Genomic DNA, 16,121 nt, shown 5'->3' with positions numbered 1-16,121 from the left:
ACTGCCATCCCCCCTACGGCCGCAGCACCACCTTCCCTACCGCCTCGCGCCGTTCGAGCATCGCGAATCCCGCGCGCCAGTCGGCAAGATCGAGCACGGCGTGGACGTGGGGGCGGATGCGTCCATCAGCCGCGAGGGCGTCGATCGCCGCCAGATTCTCCGCCCCGCGTTGGGGAAAACGCCGGCCATATTCGCCCGCGCGTACCCCGACGACCGAAAAGCCCTTGATAAGCGGGATGTTCGCCGGCACCTCCGGGATACGGCCCGATGCGAAGCCGACGACGAGCAGCCGCCCGTCGAACGCGATGCAGCGCGTCGATTCGTCGAAGATGTCGCCGCCGACGGGATCGAAAATCACGTCGGCGCCATTGCCGCCCGTCAGCGCCTTCACCGTGTCGCGAAAGCCGGGCTCGGCCGCGATCACCGCGTCGGGCGCGTAAAGCCCGGCGATTGCCTCGCGCTTCGCCGCGCTGCTCGCCGCCGCGATCACGCGCGCGCCGAGCGCCTTGGCGAGATCGACCGTCGCCAGCCCGACCCCGCCCGCCGCGCCGTGGACGAGCACCCACTCGCCCGCCGCGACGCGGCCGCATCGCACCAGCGACACATAGGCGGTCAGATAGGCGACGCCATAGGCCGCGGCCTCCTCCCAGCTCAGCCGCTCGGGCTTGCGGCGCAGTGCCCGCGCGGGGACGGTGATCGCCTCGGCCATCGCGCCGAAGCGATTGCCGCCGACCACCGCGTCGCCGACCGCCCAGCCTGCGACGCCCTCGCCTAACGCCTCGACCTCGCCCGCGAATTCGAGCCCGGGCGTGAAGGGCAGTTCGGGTTTCAGCTGATAGCCACCGTTCGTCATCAACAGGTCAGGAAAATTCACCGCGGCGGCGCGCACCCGCACGCGCACCTCGCCCGGCCCCGGTGCCGGAACGGGCCGATCGACAAGCGCGCAGCCGCCATGGTGGGGTGCCAATTCGGCCACCTCTAAAGCCCGCATCGAAAAATCCTTTCCTACATTGTTCCTATATGGTTCTTTCAATTGCCTCATATGCACCAAAGGAGCGAATCATGCCGAAACCCGATCCCCTCACCTGCTTCGCCGACGCGCTGATCGAAGCCGTCATCGACCGCGAAGGCCGATATGTAAACCACGGTGCCGACCGTGGCGGCGCGACCTGCTGGGGCATCACCGAAGCCGTGGCGCGCGCCGAGGGCTATGCCGGCGCGATGTCCGCTCTCTCCCGCGAGACCGCGGCGTCGATCTATCGCCGCCTCTATTGGCACCACCCGCTTTTCGACCAGGTCGCCCTGCGCGCGCCGCAGATCGCCGCCGAATTGTTCGACACCGGCGTCAACATGGGCACCGCCGTCGCGACCGGCTTTCTCCAGCGCGCGCTCAACGCGCCCAACCGCGCCGCGCGCGATTATCCCGACATCGCGGTCGATCGCGCCATCGGCCCGCGCACCCTCTCGGCGCTCGACGGCTTCCTCCGCACGCGCGGCGCAGCGGGCGAGACGGTGCTGCTGCGCGCGATGGAAGCGCTGCAGGGCGAACGCTACATCGCGCTCGCCGAACGCCGCCCGAGCCAGGAGGCTTTTCTCTACGGCTGGCTCGCGAACCGCATCGGCGACGGCTGATGCATCCCGCCATTGGGCTGAACTTCTCTGAACTTTGAACATGCAGGAGCACCGGAATGAGCATCATCGAAGGCCTGATCGGCCCCATTGCCAAGCTGATCGACAAGATCATCCCCGACCCCGAAGCGCGCGACCGCGCCAAGCTTGAGCTACTCAAGCTCGAAGGCAGTCAGGAGATGGAGGCGATCCGCACGCGGATGACCGCGATCGTCGCCGAAGCGAACAGCGCCGACCCGTGGACGAGCCGCGCGCGGCCGAGCTTCCTTTATGTCATGTATGTGCTGCTGCTCTGGGCGATCCCGATGGGTCTGATCGCCGCCGCGCGGCCGGAGATGGCCAGGGGCATCGCCGAGGGAATGAACGCCTATCTGTCGGGCATCCCCGAGCCGCTCTACGCACTCTTCGGCACCGGCTATCTCGGCTACACCGCCGCGCGGGCGTGGGGGAAGGCGAAGGGTGTCGAGGGGTGAGTCGCTACCCCAAAATGATGTGTGCTCCCGCGAAGGCGGGAGCCCATCTCCGGTTGTCGCGAGATTGAACCGGCCGGAGATGGGTCCCCGCCTGCGCGGGGACACACCACTCGCTCATAGGGCGCGAGTAAACTCGTTCGCCCGCCCCACCAGCCACTCGGCAAACGCCCGCTCCGCCTCACGCTCGGCCCGCGCCAAGGGCCGCGTCAGCCAATAGGCGCCGACATCGACCTCGGCGCCGAACGGCTGGACCAGCCGCCCGTCGGCAAGCTCCGCTTCGAACATCGCCGGCGGCGCGAGCGCGACCCCCTCGCCGAGCAGCGCCGCCTGCACCATGATGATCGAAGTGTCGAACTGCGCCCCGCGCGCGACGATCGGGGCCGTGCCGGCCGCCGCGAACCACGCCGGCCAGTCCTGCGCGCGATACGACCGCAGCAGCGGCCAGCGCGCCAGGTCGGCGGGGTGGTGCAGCGTGTCGGCGATCGCGGGCGCGCAGAGCGGCGTCATCGGCGCCTCCATCACGCGCACCGCCTCGACGCTGCGCCACGCGCCGTCGCCGAAGCGGATCGACAGGTCCAGGCTGTCGGTCGAGGCGTCGGGTTTGTTGTTGTTGGTGAGCAGGCGCAGCTCGATATGCGGATATCGCCGCCGGAAATCGGGCAGGTGGCGCATCAGGAAGCCGACCGCGAAAGTGCCGACCACGCCGACGGTCAGCACGTCGCGCGCGACGCCGAGCCGCACCCGGTCGATCCCCTCCTCGATCCGCGACAGCGCATCGGCGACGGTCGGCGCGAGCAGCAAGCCCTCGTCGGTGAGCACCAGCCCGCGCGAGGTGCGATGGAACAGGCTCTTGCCGAGCCAGGTCTCGAGCGCCTTGATCTGGTGGCTCACCGCGGCTTGCGTCACGAACAACTCCTTCGCCGCCTCGGTAAAGCTCGCCTGCCGCGCCGCCGCGTCGAACGCGCGCAGCAGATTCAGGGAGATTTCGGTGACCGCCATGCAGACCCCTTAGAAAATCTAATGGTGAAGCTGACCTATCATCGCTTGGCCAGCGCGCCAAATGCGGAAACTATTGCGGCCTCCTTCCGGTTATATGAGGATTGTCACCATGCCCCTTCCCGCCCTTTCGCGTCGCCGCATCCTCTCCCTCACCCCGGCTGCCGCCTTCGCGGGCTGGACGCTGCTGGCGGGCTGCACGCGCGAAGCCGACGGCGCACCGGCTCAAAAGCCGGAGGGAAAAGCGGACCCGATCGCCCGGAAACTGGCGGCACTCGAGCGGCAGGCGGGCGGCCGCCTGGGCGTTTGCTTTCGGGACGCGGCCAGCGGGCGCATCACCGGCCACCGCGTCGACGAACGCTTTGCGATGTGCTCGACCTTCAAATGGCCGCTGTCGGCGGTGGTGCTGAAAGCGGTGGACGACGGCAAGCTGGCGCTCGACCGCCGCGTGCCTTACGGAAAGGCCGATCTGATCCCCAATTCCCCCGTCACCAGCAAGCGGGTCGGCGAAGGCGCGCTGACCGTCGCCGAACTCATGGAGGCGACGATCACCACCAGTGACAATGCCGCCGCCAACCTGCTGCTCCCCCTCGTCGGCGGCCCCGAAGCCGTGACGCGCCAGTTTCGCGCATGGGGCGATCCGGTGACGCGCCTCGACCGGACCGAGCCGGCGCTGAACAGCGTCGCCCCTGGCGATGTGCGCGACACGACGACCCCCGGCGCCATGGCCGCGCTGCTCGACACCATCCTGCTCGGCAATGCGCTATCGCCCGCATCGCGAACCCGCCTCGTCGACTGGGGCGTCGCGACGACCACCGGCACCCGCCGCCTGCGCGCCGGCATCCCGGCGGACTGGCGTTTCGGTCACAAGACCGGCACTGCGACGCCGACCGGCATGATGAACAAATATAATGACATCGCGATCGCCTTCCCGCCCCAAGGCGCGCCGCTGCTGATCACCGCCTATTATGAAGGCCCCGTCGCGAGCAAGGATATGCGCGCCGAGGACGAAGCCGTCCTCGCGTCGGCCGCGCGCCTCGCCGTCGAATGGGCGGCCATGCGGTGAAGATCATTCCCATCTTGAACTAGGGAAAAGCCGTGTGCTCCCGCGAAGGCGGGAGCCCATCTCCGGTCGGTTCCATCTTGAACCGGCGCGAGATGGGTCCCCGCCTTCGCGGGGACACACGCTCTTTCAACTATCGGGTCAGGCGGCCAGCGCCGCCTTGACCGCCGCCACCGCCGCGTCGGCGGCCGCACCGTCGGGACCGCCGCCCTGCGCCATGTCGGGACGGCCGCCGCCGCCCTGCCCGCCGAGCGCGGCGACCGCGACCTTGACCAGCTCGACGGCGTTGCGCGAGGCGGTCGCATCGTCGGTCACCCCGACCGCGACCGACGCGCGGCCATCGTTGACCGCGACGAGCATCGCGACGCCGCTGCCGACCTGCTTCTTCATATCGTCGACCGCGCCGCGCAGACCCTTGGGGTCGAGCCCCTCGACGATTTGCGCGAGCAGCTTCGTGCCGCCGACCTCCTCGACCGCCGGGCCGCCGCTCGCAGCGCCGCCGCCCATCGCGAGCGCCTTCTTCGCGTCGGCGAGTTCGCGCTCGGCCTTCTTCAGCGCCTCCGCCATGGCGGCAACGCGCGCCGGCACCTCGTCGGGTGAGGTCTTGAGCGCCGCCGCCGCCGCCTTCAGCGCCTCGTCGCGGCCGAGCAGCCACTGGCGCGCCGCTTCGCCGGTCAGCGCCTCGATACGCCGCACGCCCGACGACACCGCGCTTTCGCCGACGATCTTGAACAAGGCGATATCGCCGAGCGCGCGAACGTGGGTGCCGCCGCACAGCTCGACCGAATAGCTCGCCTCGTCGGCCTTGCCCATGCTGAGCACGCGCACTTCGTCGCCATATTTCTCGCCGAACAGCGCCATCGCGCCCGCGGCGATCGCGTCGTCGGGGGTCATCAGCCGCGTCGTCACCGGCTCGTTGGCACGGATCTGCGCGTTCACTTGCGATTCGATGTCGGCGATCTCTTCGGCAGTGAGCGCCTTCGGGTGCGAAAAGTCGAAACGGAAGCGATCCTCAGCGACAAGGCTGCCCTTCTGCGTCACATGATCGCCGAGCCGGTTACGCAGCGCCGCGTGCAGCAGGTGCGTCGCGCTGTGGTTCGCCCGAATGCGGTCGCGGCGCGCGGCATCGACGCTCAGATGCACCGTGTCGCCGACCTTCAGGCTGCCGCTCTCGATCACCGCCTGATGCGTGTGCAGCCGCCCGAGCGGCTTGCCGGTGTCGCGCACCGACGCCTTGAACCCGCCCGGCGCGCTGATCGTGCCGCTGTCGCCCATCTGGCCGCCGCTCTCGCCGTAAAAGGGCGTCTGGTTGGTCAGCACGACGACCGCGTCGCCCGCCTGCGCGGTGTCGACCGGCACGCCGTCCTTGACGAGCGCGATCACCTCGCCCTCGCCCTCGGTCGCGGTGTAGCCCGTGAATTCGGTGCTGCCATTGGCTTCGGCGAGGTCGAACCAGATTTCGTCCGACGCCTTTTCGCCGCTGCCCTTCCACGCCGCGCGCGCCGCCGCCTTCTGCTGCGCCATCGCCGCGTCGAAGCCTTCGCGATCGACGGCGATGCCCTGTGTGCGCAGCGCATCCTCGGTCAGATCATAGGGGAAGCCATAGGTGTCGTAGAGCTTGAACGCGACGTCGCCGGGCAGCGTTGCGCCCTTGTCCATACCGGTGGTTGCCTCGTCGAGCAGCCGCAGCCCCTTGTCGAGCGTCTGGCGGAACTTCGTCTCCTCGCGTTCGAGCGTCTCGGCGATCAGCGGCTGGGCGCGGATCAGCTCGGGATAGGCGGCGCCCATCTCGGCGGTCAGCGACGGCAGCAGCCGGTACATCAGCGGATCCTTGGCGCCGAGCAGGTGCGCGTGGCGCATCGCACGCCGCATGATCCGCCGCAGCACATAGCCGCGCCCCTCGTTCGACGGCAGCACGCCGTCGGCGATCAGGAAGCTCGACGCGCGCAGATGGTCGGCGATCACGCGGTGGCTCGCCTTGCGCGCCTCGTCGGCGGGAACGCCGGTCAGTTCGACCGAGGCGGCGATCAGCGCCTTGAAGGTGTCGGTGTCGTAATTGTCATGGACGCCCTGCAGCACCGCCGCGACGCGCTCCAGCCCCATGCCGGTGTCGATGCTCGGCCGCGGCAGGTCGACGCGCGCGCCGCCGGGCTGCTGGTCGTACTGCATGAAGACGAGGTTCCAGATTTCGACGAAGCGGTCGCCGTCCTCTTCGGCCGATCCCGGCGGTCCGCCCCAGATATGATCGCCATGATCGTAGAAAATCTCGCTGCACGGTCCGCACGGCCCGGTGTCGCCCATCGACCAGAAATTGTCGCTCGTCGCGATGCGGATGATCCGTTCTTCGGGCAGTCCCGAAATCTTGCGCCACAGGTCGAACGCCTCGTCGTCGGTATGATAGACGGTCGCGGTCAGTTTGTCGGCGGGAAGGCCCCACGTCTTGTGGACGAGCGTCCACGCATGGTGGATCGCCTGCTCCTTGAAATAGTCGCCGAAGGAGAAATTCCCCAGCATTTCGAAGAAGGTATGATGCCGCGCGGTGAAGCCGACATTGTCGAGATCATTGTGCTTCCCGCCGGCGCGCACGCATTTCTGCGACGAGGCCGCGGTGCTGTAAGGGCGCTTCTCGAGCCCGGTGAAGACATTCTTGAACGGCACCATCCCGGCGTTGACGAACATCAGTGTCGGGTCGTTGTGCGGCACCAGCGGCGCCGACGGCTCGATATGGTGCCCCTCCTTCGCAAAATAATCGAGGAAGGAGCGGCGAATGTCGTTGGTCGATGTCATGCGCGCGAATTAAGGGCTTTGCCCCCTCCCGACAAGCCGGGAAACGCCCCTCAAGCAGATCGGCGCATGCGATCAGAAGGCGGTGGCGATCCCCTTGCCCAGATAGCAGGGCAATTGGCGCAGCACGTCGACCTTTGGCACGCCGTCCTCCATCATGTCGGACGGCACTTCGGACGTGTCGGTGCGCACGACGGTGAAGGGTGCGGCCGATGTGGCGCGGTGGACGACTACATAGCCGCAATCCATCGTTCCGTCCTTGCGGTCACCGCGGAAATCGAAAGCGGCGTAGACACCGGACGGCTGCCCGGCGGGATCGAGATACCAGGTCAAGCGCAGGATACGGATCGTCCCGTCGGCCCACAGGCCGCCGCGCTTGCGCAGATCGGCCTCCCAGTCGAACCGCGGACTCGACGCCTGGAGCGACGGGCGCAGCATTGCATAGGCCGCGGCATAATCGCGCCGTGCCAGCGCGAGCGTGTATTCGGCGAAGCGATCGACCGCCCCTTCCTCGTCGGTCGCGGCCGGTTTGAAATCGACGCCCTCGGGCGCAACCACCTCGCGTTCGACTTCGGGCCCGGCCACCGGCGGCGCGGCGGCGGCAGGAACGCTGGTCGCCAGCAGGGCGGCGACGAGCAATATTCGGCCGCGGCCATCAATAGCCATAATAGGCCCCGCCCTTAGTGCGGGCGCGCTGCCACGCGGGGCGCGCGTGGCACATGTTCACGAACTCGGCGAGCTTCGGATAGCGCGGCGCCATGCCCTGCATCACCGCGATTTCGGCAGGGAAGCTCAGCATGACGTCGGCGGCGGACAGATCATCGCCGATGAAATGGCCGCTCGGGCCGAGTTTGCTCTCCATGTAGGAGAAATGCGAATCGAGCTGCTGCGCGATGCGCGCTTCGAGCGGCTCCGCCGCGGCGCCGAGACGCGCGGTGTAGAGGCGCAGCAGGATTGGCGTCATCGCCGAACCTTCGGCGAAATGCAGCCATTCGAGATGGCTGACATGATCGTCGGTGCCGCGCGCGGGCACGAGATGACCGCCGCCGTGGCGCTCGCACAGATATTCGACGATCGCGCCCGATTCGATGATCGCGCGGCCGTCGTCTTCGAGCACCGGCGACTTGCCGAGCGGATGCACCGCGAGCAGCTCGGGCGGCGCGAGATTGGTTGTCGCGTCGCGCTCGTAATATTTGATCTCGTAGGGCGCGCCGATCTCCTCGAGCAGCCAGAGGATGCGCTGCGAGCGGCTGTTATTGAGATGATGGACGATCAGGGTCATGGCGCACTCCTCGATGACGACGACCCCGCGCGGGCCGGCAATCGGCGTATCCGACCCGGCGCCCGCTTGCCAATGAAGTTTGCCGATGAAGTTCGAGCGCCGCTTCAGGACGGAAGGGCGCTCGGCAGGAGCAAGCGATCAACGGCGGGCGGGCCGGTCTGCGAGAGGGGTGCAGACCCAAGGAGCGGAACCGGTCCGGCCAAAGCCGGGGCGATTCCATGGCCCGCCGCCGTCGGCCGGCCGGTCGGGAGGGGCATGACCGGCCGGAAGGCGTTCAGTCGCGATCAAAGATCGCTATCGTCGTCCGCATCGGGGCCGGTCATCATCTCTTCGGCCACCGCCTCGGTACGGCCGCGGATCGCCGTCTCGAGTCGCTGCATAAGTTCAGGATTTTCCAACAGAAAATTCTTCGCATTCTCGCGGCCCTGGCCGATGCGCACCGAATCATAGCTGAACCAGGCGCCCGATTTCTCGACGAGCCCGGCCTTGACGCCGAGGTCGAGGATTTCGCCGATCTTCGAAATGCCCTGGCCGTACATGATGTCGAATTCGACCTGCTTGAACGGCGGCGCGACCTTGTTCTTGACGACCTTGACGCGCGTCGTGTTGCCGACGATCTCGTCGCGGTCCTTGATCTGCCCGGTGCGGCGGATGTCGAGGCGGACCGAGGCGTAGAATTTGAGCGCGTTGCCGCCGGTCGTCGTCTCGGGATTGCCGTACATCACGCCGATCTTCATGCGCAGCTGGTTGATGAAGATCACCATGCAGCGCGAACGGCTGATCGAGCCGGTGAGCTTGCGCAGCGACTGCGACATCAGCCGCGCCTGCAGGCCGACGTGGCTGTCGCCCATCTCGCCCTCGATTTCGGCGCGCGGGACGAGCGCGGCGACCGAGTCGACGACGAGCACGTCGATCGCGTTCGAACGCACGAGCGTATCGACGATTTCGAGCGCTTGTTCACCCGTGTCGGGCTGCGACACGATCAGCTCGTCGATGTCGACCCCCAGCTTCTTCGCATAGACGGGATCGAGCGCATGTTCGGCGTCGACGAAGGCGGCGGTGCCGCCGGTCTTTTGCGCCTCGGCGATGCAGTGCAGCGCGAGGGTGGTCTTGCCCGAGCTTTCGGGGCCATAGATTTCGATGACGCGGCCGCGCGGCAGTCCGCCGACCCCCAGCGCGATGTCGAGCCCGAGCGAGCCGGTCGAAACCGCCTCGACCTGCATTGCCTCCTTCGAGCCCAATTTCATCACCGAGCCCTTGCCGAAGGCGCGGTCGATCTGCGCCAAGGCGGCGTCGAGCGCCTTCTGCCTGTCCGTTCCGTTCACTGATTTCCCCGATTCGACGAGTGACAATTGTCCGGCCATGACCGTCCCTTTCCTGCTTAGAGCGACGGCAGACGCATCGCAACGCCCGGACCATCGTGTACGGCATTTGTTCTCGTGGAACAAGAGGGGAACGGAATTAATGTTCGGCGGTCATCTCTATCGGGATCGACAAAAGCATCGGAGGGTTTGCGCGGCAGCGAAGATCGTGACCAACGGCGGTCCCGGCGTTCGTCGGGGCTATGAGCAAGATCATCTTTGACTGAATAAGCCGTGCGCTCCCGCGAAGGCGGGAGCCCATCTCCCGACGGCCTAGAGCATCGTGCCGGAAATCTGCACCGTCTCCCCGAGCGAAGTCGAGGCGGCGACGCTGCGGTTCTCGCTCCGCTCGAACGAGCCCCTCGTCTTCGCTCGGGGATGCGGATGATTCAGATTTCGCGCAATTTGCTCTAATCTCGCACCGGTCGGAGATGGGTCCCCGCCTTCGCGGGGACACACGCACTTTCCCATGCGCCTCATTCAAGAGCAACCACGCCCTAGGAGAGAAGGTCCGCGAGGGTCGCTTCGATGTCGCTGATCCGGAAGGGCTTGGTCACCAGCCGGCGATCGGCGTGCGCGGGCGGGATCACGTCGCCGCCGCCCGATGTGAAGGCGAAGGGGATGCCGCGCGCGGCGAGCGCATCGGCGATCGGCCAGCCCTTTTCCTCACCCAGATTGATGTCGACGAGCGCACCCGCAATCGGTTCGCGGTCGAGGATCGCGAGCGCCTCTTCGTTGGTCGTCGCCTGCGCGGGCTCGGGAAAATCGAGCGCGTCGAGCATGTCGACGAGCATCATGCCGATCAGCACATCGTCCTCGACGAGCAGGAGGCGGCGATCATCCGCCATCGGAGTTCCGATGCGCGGCGTCATCGAGCGCCGCCGACACCGCCTCGGCGAGCTGCGCGACCGAAAAGGGCTTGGGCAGGAAGGCGACATGGTCGATGTCGATCGACTGGCGCAACTGTTCCTCGGCATAGCCCGACATGAACAATATGGGCAGATCGGGCTTTTTCGCACGCATCGCGCGCACCATCGCCGGGCCGTCCATCACCGGCATCACCACGTCGCTGACCACCAGATCAATCTTGTCCATCGCGTCGAACCGTTCGAGTCCTTCTTCGCCCTGCTGCGCCGCCACGACATTATAACCCGCACGGACCAGCGCGCGTTCCGCGACCGCGCGCACCATATCCTCATCTTCGACGAGCAGGATGGTGCCGGTGCCCCACTGGCTCTTCTTCGGCCGCGCCGCGGGCACCGGAAGCGCGGGCGCGTCGCCGGCGGCGCGGTGGACGGGCAGATAGACGGTGAAGCTCGCGCCCTTGCCCGGCTTGCTGTCGGCGAAGATGAATCCCGCCGATTGCTTGACGATGCCGTAAACCGTCGAAAGCCCCAGCCCCGTCCCCTTGCCGACGTCCTTGGTGGTGAAGAAGGGCTCGAAAATCTTGGGCAGCACATCGGCGGGAATGCCGCTGCCGGTGTCGGAGATGCGCAGCGCGCTGTAGTCGGCGGGCGGCATGATCTCGCTGCCCATCACGCGCACCTCGGCGGTCGAGACAGGAAAGGTCTCGATCGTCATCGTGCCGCCGCCGGGCATCGCGTCGCGCGCATTGACGGCAAGGTTGATGATCACCTGTTCGAGCTGCACCGGGTCGGCGCGCACCGCGCCGAGCCCGCGGCCGTGATGCACAACAAGTTCGACCGTGTCGCCCATCAGCCGCTTCAACAGGTGCGAAACCTCTGAAATCACGTCGGGAAGCTGCAAAATCTGCGGCCGCAGCGTCTGCTGGCGCGAAAAGGCGAGCAATTGCCGCGTCAGGCTGGCGGCGCGATTCGCGTTGCTGCGGATCTGCTGGATGTCGTCATAGTCGCTGTCGCCGGGCGTGTGGCGCATCAGCATCAGGTCGCAGCTGCCGAGCACCGCGGTCAGGATGTTGTTGAAGTCGTGCGCGACGCCGCCCGCGAGCTGGCCGACCGCCTGCATCTTCGATTGCTGCGCGACCTGCCGCTTGAGCCGCGATTCCTCGCTCGAATCCTTGAGGCTGAGCAGAACCGCGGCTTCGCCGAGCCCGCGCACCCCGACGACGCGCATCGACACCGGATCGTCGCTTTGCCCGGCCAGACGGATCGACAGGTCGCCGCCGACCTGTTGCCCGCTGCTGTGGCGGCGGATCATGTCGGCGAGCGGCCCTTTGTCCTCGCCGACGACAAGATCGCCCGGATAGCGCGGCAGCCGCCCTTCGGCGACCCCGGCGGCGCGCTTGAAGGCGCGGTTCATATAGAGAAAGCGGCCATCGCGATCGACCATCGCGAGGCCGAAGGGCAGCAGCGACAGCAAGGTTTCGACATAGCTTTGCGCGGTGCCGCGGTCGGCGGGGCCGATATCCTCGTCGATCAGCGCGAGCAGCATCGGCCCGACGCTATCCGCGGGCGCGAGCGGCACCTGGATCAGGCGCACCGGCGTCGCACGGTCGCCCTCGTTGGTGAAATAAAGCGCGCCGGCGTCGTCGAGGCGCAACATCTGCGCGGCGTCGCGCCCGGCATAATGCGCCTGGTCGGCCTCCCCCAGCGCGCGCAGCAAAAAAGCCTGATTGGCGACGCGCAACCGACCCTCGGCGCTGACCAGTGCCGCCATGACCCCCGCCTCGCCGAGCGTGCGGCCCGCCGGCCCTTCGAGGTGGCGGACGATTTCGCCGGCAAGGTCGAGCCGTTCCTGCGCCGCGAAGCGCCAGACGAGATAATCCTCGGCCTGCCCGGTGCGCGTCACCTGTGCGCGCAGCCGCAGCGCGCCGATCGCCAGATCCTCGACGACGCCTTCGCCGTCGCGCCACGCGCCGCGCCCCGCATCCTTGAGCCGCTCCGCGCCCGCGCCGTCGAGCGGCAGCCCCGGCGGGGTGACGAAGCCGCCCATCCACGTCGCGAAAAGATCGTTCGCGCAGACGAGCCGCCCGCCGCGGTCGGTCACCGCGATCGCGACATCGTCGTGCGCGACCGCCTGCCGCAGCATCGTCCAGTCGGTCGCCGCCGCCTCGGCCGCCGCGGCGGCAGGAAACAGGCGCCGCACGAAGAGAAGACCGCCGGCCGCGACCGCCAGCCCCGCCAGAAAGCCCCCGGCAAGGACGGCGTCACGCGTCGCCCAGAAGAGGAGCGCCACCGAGACGAGCGCGAGCCCCGCGACGAGCGCGAGGTCGACTCGCGACAGGCCGCCGGGCATCGCCGGGCGCGCGGGCCCCGCCCCCCTGCTGAAATCGCCGTCAGCGGAAGGCAGGCTTGTCGCGGTCAATGACGCTTTTCCCCTTGTTGGCGCATCACCAGATGCGGACACGATCCTTTGGCGCCAGATAGAGCTTCTGGCCGTCCTTTACCGCGAAGGCCTTATACCAGGGATCGAGGTTGCGCGAGACCCAAGTCCGCTGAATCGAGGGCGAATGCGGGTCGGTCGTGATCCGCTGCGACAAATTCTGCTCGCGGTAGTTGCGCCGCCACACCTGCGCCCAGCCGAGGAAGAAGCGCTGGTCGCCGGTCGTGCCGTCGATCACCGGCGCCTCCTGGCCGTTCAGCGACGCCTTATAGGCGTCATAGGCGATGTTGAGCCCGGCGAGGTCGCCGATATTCTCGCCCAGCGTGAAGGTGCCGTCGAGATGTTCGCCGGGGAGCACTTCATAGGCGTCATATTGCGCGGCGAGCGCCTTGCCCGCGGCTTCGAACGCCTTGACGTCGGCCGGCGTCCACCAGTCGGCGAGCTTGCCGGTCTCGTCATATTTCGAGCCCTGGTCGTCGAAATGATGGCTGATCTCATGCCCGATCACCGCACCGATGCCGCCATAGTTGATCGCGGGATCGGCGTTGGGATCGAAGAAGGGCGGCTGCAGGATCGCGGCCGGGAAGACGATCTCGTTCATGCTGAAATTGGCATAGGCATTGACCGTCATCGGCGTCATTCCCCACTCCCAGCGGCGGATCGGCCCGCCGAGGCGGCTGATATTATCGTCGTGCGCGAACTGGTTCGAACGCAGCGCATTGCCGAACAGGTCGTCGGACTTGATGACGAGCGAGCTATAATCCTTCCAGCGGTCGGGATAGCCGATCTTGACGGTGAAATTGGCGAGCTTCTTCTTCGCCTTCACCTTGGTTTCGGGCTGCATCCACGCCAGATTGTCGATACGGTGGCCGAGCGCGACGAGGACATTCTGCACCAGCTTTTCCATCGCCGCCTTGGTTTCGGGCGGGAAATATTTCGCGACATAATCCTTACCGACCGCTTCGCCCATATTGTTCGTGGTGAAATCGACCGCGCGCTTCCAGCGTTCCTGCATTTCGGGCGTGCCCGACAGCGCGGTGCCATAGAAAGCGAAACTTTCCTTCGCCACCGCATCGGGGAGCACGTCGGAGAAGCCGTCGAGGCTGCGTACGATCAGCGCGTCGCGGATCACCTCGATCGGCGCATCGGCGATGATCTTTGCCTCACCGGTAAAGGCGCTCGGCTGGGCGACGAGCAGTTGATTCTCATGAACCCCGACGCCGTGGATGAAGCCGGCCCAGTCAAAGCCCGGCGCCGCCTTTTGCAGCTCGGCGATGGTCATCTTGTTGTAGACCTTGGTCGCGTCGCTGCTGTCGTTCTTGTCCCAGTGGACCGTCGCGATCGACTTTTCGAGGTCGTAGATCGCCTTCGCGCGCGCTGCTGCGTTGGTTTCGCCCGCGAGGGTCAGCATGTTTTCAAGATGCTGGAGATAGGCGGCCTGCAGCTTTTCGTTGCGCTCGCCGGGCTTCAGATAGAAATCGCGGTCGGGCATGCCGATACCGCCCTGATAGAGCGAATAGATATAGACGTCGGGATTCTTGTCGTCCTGTCCGACGTAACCGCCGAAGAAATGCGACACGCCGCTGCGGTCCGCCTCGGCGAGCAGCTTCGCGAGCCCCGCCTTGTCGACGGCGCGAATCCTGTTCAGCCACGGCTCGATCGGCGCGAGGCCCTTTGCCTCAACCGCCTGCGCGTCGAGGAAGGAGGCATAGGCGCGGCCGATCATGCTGGCCGGGTCGCTCTTCGCCGCTTCCAATATCTCCTGCGTGCGCTTCTGCGACAGGTCGGCGAGCGCGGTGAACATACCGTAATTCGACTTGTCGGCAGGGATCGCGGTGTCCTTCGCCCAGGTGCCGTTGGCATAGGCATAGAAGTCGTTACCCGGCAGGACCGTCGTGTCCATGCCCTTGGCGTCGAAGCCATAGCTGCCGATCTCGGGCGTATGCGCGGCGGTGGCGGCGGTCGTCGCGGCGTCTTCCTTCGCCGCGAGCGGGCTGGCAGCGCTGCCGAAAAGGATGGCGCCGAGCGCCGCCGTCGCCATCAGGCGCGGAAATCGGATCGAACGAGTCATGAAAAGTCCCCAGTATCAACAGATGGCATCGCCCCGGACGGAGCGATCGCGATGATCCAGCTATAATCGGGCCGCGCGCGCGTTCAACCGGCGCCGTTGTCGCTCGTCGATGGCTCAAGTCGTTGGTCGGCGCGCCCGCGCCGCCGGCGGCGCCACTTGTCGCCGATGAACCAGCGCCAGCCAAAGGCGGTCACGACATAGAGCACCGCCGCCGTCACCACGCCGAGCACGATCAGCCCGAAGGCGGTGATCGTCGCGGCGCCGGTCAGCCACTGCATCATGTCGCCAACATCGGTGGTGCGCACCGCGGTGCCGATCGGGCGGCCATAGGTCATCGCATCGACGCGCAGGATGAAGCTGCCGGTTTCATAGGCCGCGACCCAGACGAGCGGCGTCGTCAGCGGATTGGTGATGAAGGTGGTCAGCGCCGCGACGGGCACATTGGCGCGCACCGGCAGCGCGAGGATCGCGGCGAAGAGAATTTGCGCGAAAGGCACGATGATCCCGACGAGCGCGCCGAGCGCGACCCCGCGCGGCACCGATCGGCGCGTGAAGCGCCACAGTTCGGGGCGCAGGACGCGGTGGGCAAAGGGCCGGATCCAGCGGCTCTTCGCCATATCCTCGCGGCGCGGCAGGTTGCGCGCGACCCATTGCCGGATGCGGCTCATCCGCGTTCTTTCATCAGCCGCTGCTTGTCGCGCTTCCAGTCGCGTTCCTTGATCGTCTCGCGCTTGTCGTGCGCCTTCTTGCCCTTGGCGAGCGCGAGCTCGACCTTGGCGCGGCCGCGGCTGTTGAAATAGACCGACAGCGGCACGAGCGTCATCCCCTGCCGCGCGACGCCGGCATGCAGCTTGTTGATCTCGCGCCCGTTGAGGAGCAGTTTCCGCGGCCGGCGCGGCTCGTGGTTGAAGCGGTTGCCGTGGCTGAATTCGGGGATATTGGCGTTGATCAGCCACACCTCGCCGCCCGCGACCTCGGCATAGCTTTCGGCGATCGTCCCTTCGCCGAAGCGCAGCGACTTCACCTCGGTCCCCTGCAAGGCGATCCCCGCCTCGAACACCTGTTCGATGCTATAGTCGAAGCGCGCGCGCCGGTTTTCGGCGACGACCTTCTTCTTGTCGAATTCGGCGGCGGACTGCGGACGGGCCATTGGAAGAAA

At 67.0% G+C, this 16,121-nt stretch carries 14 protein-coding genes; 3 read left to right on the top strand and 11 right to left on the bottom strand.

All coding sequences use genetic code 11. The features are described 5' to 3' along the window. Positions 1-13: 13 nt before the first annotated feature. Positions 14-991, bottom strand: a complete 978-nt coding sequence (locus KNJ79_RS07385; RefSeq protein ID WP_317153423.1) for an NADPH:quinone oxidoreductase family protein — start codon at positions 989-991, stop codon at positions 14-16. Positions 992-1,062: 71 nt separating this feature from the next. On the opposite strand from KNJ79_RS07385, the gene KNJ79_RS07380 reads away from it, so the two are divergent. Then, positions 1,063-1,632, top strand: coding sequence for a glycoside hydrolase family 108 protein (locus KNJ79_RS07380; RefSeq protein ID WP_317153422.1), 570 nt, complete (start codon positions 1,063-1,065; stop codon positions 1,630-1,632). A gap of 56 nt (positions 1,633-1,688) precedes the next feature. After that, positions 1,689-2,102, top strand: coding sequence for a holin family protein (locus tag KNJ79_RS07375; RefSeq protein ID WP_317153421.1), 414 nt, complete (start codon positions 1,689-1,691; stop codon positions 2,100-2,102). A gap of 114 nt (positions 2,103-2,216) precedes the next feature. Here KNJ79_RS07375 and KNJ79_RS07370 read toward each other — a convergent pair whose 3' ends face one another. Continuing rightward, entirely contained in the window at positions 2,217-3,101 is an 885-nt protein-coding gene (locus tag KNJ79_RS07370; protein ID WP_317153420.1) for a LysR substrate-binding domain-containing protein, read from the bottom strand. Between the two features lie 109 nt (positions 3,102-3,210). Between KNJ79_RS07370 and bla the strand changes: the two genes are divergently transcribed. After that, complete coding sequence (gene bla, locus KNJ79_RS07365; RefSeq protein WP_317153419.1) at positions 3,211-4,164, top strand: class A beta-lactamase; 954 nt, start codon at positions 3,211-3,213, stop codon at positions 4,162-4,164. 138 nt (positions 4,165-4,302) lie between these two features. Here the strand turns inward: bla and alaS are convergent, their stop codons facing one another. The 9 genes from alaS to smpB form a co-directional block, all read right to left on the bottom strand. Next, entirely contained in the window at positions 4,303-6,948 is a 2,646-nt protein-coding gene (gene alaS, locus KNJ79_RS07360; protein WP_317153418.1) for an alanine--tRNA ligase, read from the bottom strand. A gap of 72 nt (positions 6,949-7,020) precedes the next feature. Next, positions 7,021-7,611 carry a hypothetical protein gene (locus KNJ79_RS07355; protein ID WP_317153417.1) on the bottom strand — a complete coding sequence of 197 codons (591 nt, stop codon included), beginning with the start codon at positions 7,609-7,611 and terminating at the stop codon, positions 7,021-7,023. Then, positions 7,601-8,227 carry a glutathione S-transferase family protein gene (locus tag KNJ79_RS07350; RefSeq protein WP_317153416.1) on the bottom strand — a complete coding sequence of 209 codons (627 nt, stop codon included), beginning with the start codon at positions 8,225-8,227 and terminating at the stop codon, positions 7,601-7,603. The genes KNJ79_RS07355 and KNJ79_RS07350 overlap by 11 nt, the downstream gene beginning before the upstream one ends. Positions 8,228-8,511: 284 nt before the next feature. Further along, on the bottom strand, positions 8,512-9,591 hold the full coding sequence (recA, locus tag KNJ79_RS07345; RefSeq protein ID WP_317153415.1) for a recombinase RecA: 1,080 nt from the start codon (positions 9,589-9,591) through the stop codon (positions 8,512-8,514). Between the two features lie 494 nt (positions 9,592-10,085). Beyond that, complete coding sequence (locus KNJ79_RS07340; protein ID WP_089214189.1) at positions 10,086-10,436, bottom strand: response regulator; 351 nt, start codon at positions 10,434-10,436, stop codon at positions 10,086-10,088. After that, a complete protein-coding gene (locus tag KNJ79_RS07335) occupies positions 10,426-12,804 on the bottom strand; it encodes a hybrid sensor histidine kinase/response regulator (RefSeq protein ID WP_317153875.1) in 2,379 nt (792 codons plus the stop codon). The genes KNJ79_RS07340 and KNJ79_RS07335 overlap by 11 nt, the downstream gene beginning before the upstream one ends. A 94-nt stretch (positions 12,805-12,898) precedes the next feature. Further along, positions 12,899-14,962, bottom strand: a complete 2,064-nt coding sequence (locus tag KNJ79_RS07330; RefSeq protein WP_317153414.1) for a M13 family metallopeptidase — start codon at positions 14,960-14,962, stop codon at positions 12,899-12,901. Positions 14,963-15,045: 83 nt separating this feature from the next. Then, positions 15,046-15,630: a DUF2062 domain-containing protein gene (locus tag KNJ79_RS07325; RefSeq protein ID WP_089214186.1), complete on the bottom strand. Its 585-nt coding sequence runs from the start codon at positions 15,628-15,630 to the stop codon at positions 15,046-15,048. Next, positions 15,627-16,112: an SsrA-binding protein SmpB gene (gene smpB / locus KNJ79_RS07320; RefSeq protein WP_089214185.1), complete on the bottom strand. Its 486-nt coding sequence runs from the start codon at positions 16,110-16,112 to the stop codon at positions 15,627-15,629. Before smpB ends, KNJ79_RS07325 begins: the two co-directional genes overlap by 4 nt. Positions 16,113-16,121 lie beyond the last annotated feature (9 nt).

The sequence above is a fragment of the Sphingopyxis indica genome (assembly GCF_032879645.1).
GTDB lineage: Bacteria > Pseudomonadota > Alphaproteobacteria > Sphingomonadales > Sphingomonadaceae > Sphingopyxis > Sphingopyxis indica.
The sequence above is the reverse complement of the archived record's forward strand: the minus strand, read 5'-3'. Positions and strand labels throughout refer to the sequence as shown.

Excerpts from the sequence above, each read along its gene's own strand:
- KNJ79_RS07385 (WP_317153423.1), bottom strand. The coding sequence starts at position 991 with ATGCGGGCTTTAGAGGTGGCCGAATTGGCACCCCACCATGGCGGCTGC.
- KNJ79_RS07380 (WP_317153422.1), top strand. The coding sequence starts at position 1,063 with ATGCCGAAACCCGATCCCCTCACCTGCTTCGCCGACGCGCTGATCGAA.
- KNJ79_RS07375 (WP_317153421.1), top strand. The coding sequence starts at position 1,689 with ATGAGCATCATCGAAGGCCTGATCGGCCCCATTGCCAAGCTGATCGAC.
- KNJ79_RS07370 (WP_317153420.1), bottom strand. The coding sequence starts at position 3,101 with ATGGCGGTCACCGAAATCTCCCTGAATCTGCTGCGCGCGTTCGACGCG.
- bla (WP_317153419.1), top strand. The coding sequence starts at position 3,211 with ATGCCCCTTCCCGCCCTTTCGCGTCGCCGCATCCTCTCCCTCACCCCG.
- alaS (WP_317153418.1), bottom strand. The coding sequence starts at position 6,948 with ATGACATCGACCAACGACATTCGCCGCTCCTTCCTCGATTATTTTGCG.
- KNJ79_RS07355 (WP_317153417.1), bottom strand. The coding sequence starts at position 7,611 with ATGGCTATTGATGGCCGCGGCCGAATATTGCTCGTCGCCGCCCTGCTG.
- KNJ79_RS07350 (WP_317153416.1), bottom strand. The coding sequence starts at position 8,227 with ATGACCCTGATCGTCCATCATCTCAATAACAGCCGCTCGCAGCGCATC.
- recA (WP_317153415.1), bottom strand. The coding sequence starts at position 9,591 with ATGGCCGGACAATTGTCACTCGTCGAATCGGGGAAATCAGTGAACGGA.
- KNJ79_RS07340 (WP_089214189.1), bottom strand. The coding sequence starts at position 10,436 with ATGGCGGATGATCGCCGCCTCCTGCTCGTCGAGGACGATGTGCTGATC.
- KNJ79_RS07335 (WP_317153875.1), bottom strand. The coding sequence starts at position 12,804 with ATGCCCGGCGGCCTGTCGCGAGTCGACCTCGCGCTCGTCGCGGGGCTC.
- KNJ79_RS07330 (WP_317153414.1), bottom strand. The coding sequence starts at position 14,962 with ATGACTCGTTCGATCCGATTTCCGCGCCTGATGGCGACGGCGGCGCTC.
- KNJ79_RS07325 (WP_089214186.1), bottom strand. The coding sequence starts at position 15,630 with ATGAGCCGCATCCGGCAATGGGTCGCGCGCAACCTGCCGCGCCGCGAG.
- smpB (WP_089214185.1), bottom strand. The coding sequence starts at position 16,112 with ATGGCCCGTCCGCAGTCCGCCGCCGAATTCGACAAGAAGAAGGTCGTC.